This is a genomic window from Pseudomonas sp. 14P5.3.2 (genome assembly GCF_057799175.1).
Genome location: NZ_JBYOKU010000073.1, coordinates 1 through 1,268, shown reverse-complemented (window position 1 = coordinate 1,268; position 1,268 = coordinate 1). Strand labels below are relative to the sequence as shown.

Below are 1,268 nucleotides of genomic sequence, written 5' to 3'. Positions count from 1 at the left end.
TGTCGCGTCCTGAATAAGGTTTACACCTTCTGACCAATCTTCAGGAGGATTCAATGGATACCGGAAAAAGGCGGAGCCAGCGCGATTACACGCTAGCTTTTAAATTGTCAGTCGTAGATCAAGTCGAAAAAGGCGAGTTGAGTTATAAAGAGGCTCAACGGCGCTTTGGCATTCAAGGCCGGTCCACGGTACTGGTTTGGTTACGCAAGCATGGCCGACAGGACTGGAGCCAAGGCGCCTCAATCCGAGCGCCGCGGAGCAGGCCGATGACCGACCCCAACCTCCCGCTGACACCCGAACAGCGGATCAAAGAGCTTGAAGAACAGTTGGCGCTGAGCAATCAGAAGGCCCAGTTCTTTGAAGCTGTCGTGAACGTCTTGAAAAATGATTACGGTGTGTCCATCGTAAAAAAGCGACCCGGCAAGTCCTCTCGCAAGGGCAAATCCAAGACCTGAGCATTACCAGGGCTTGCCTGTTTATGGGCATTTCGCGCCAAGCGTATTACAAGCGCAACCGAGCCTTTGACGCGAGAGTTTGCCAAGACCAGCAGGTGGTGGAATTCGTTCTGGAAAAGCGTCGCCGCCAGCCGAGGCTTGGGACGCGCAAACTGCACCACCTGATGGCAATTGAAGCCGCAGCGGCGTTACGTGTCGGTCGAGACCGCCTGTTTTCCATCTTGCGAGAGGCGCGAGAGCTGGTTCCTCGCAAACGCGCTTATCATAAAACCACGCATAGCCATCATCGCTTCCGCCGTCACCCCAACCTACTCAAAGCTGGCCCGGAACAAGTTCTAGCCAGCAGACCTGAGCAGGTTTGGGTCGCAGACATTACCTATCTCCCAACGCGGGAAAGTGTCGCTTACGTTAGCCTGATAACAGACGCGTACTCACGCAAAATCGTGGGTCATCATGTGCACAGCAGCCTGCATACGAAGTCGGTGGTCAGGGCGCTGCAGAAGGCTGTTAGTCAGCGAAAATCCGATCAACCGCTCATTCATCATTCAGATCGCGGAGCCCAGTATTGCTCCGATTTATACCAACGGATGCATACCCGGCATGGAATCAGGTGCTCAATGACTGACGGTTATGATTGCTATCAGAACGCTATGGCGGAGAGGGTAAATGGGATTTTGAAGACTGAGTTTTTGCTGCATCGCCCCAAAGACCTGGCGGATGCAGTGAAAATGGTGGATGAATCGGTGCAAATCTACAACCGGGAGCGGCCGCACTTATCCCTGAAATACAAAACGCCCGATGCGGTGCATCGGG

The 1,268-nt window shown here is 53.8% G+C and carries 1 protein-coding gene; it reads left to right on the top strand.

The features are described from left to right. Positions 1 to 53 precede the first annotated feature (53 nt). A protein-coding gene (locus tag AC27VU_RS28855) for an IS3 family transposase (protein ID WP_488725404.1) occupies positions 54 to 1,268 on the top strand; the annotation gives its coding sequence in 2 pieces (ribosomal slippage) (positions 54 to 405 and positions 405 to 1,268; 1,216 coding nt annotated over the 2 pieces). This gene is flagged as partial in the annotation.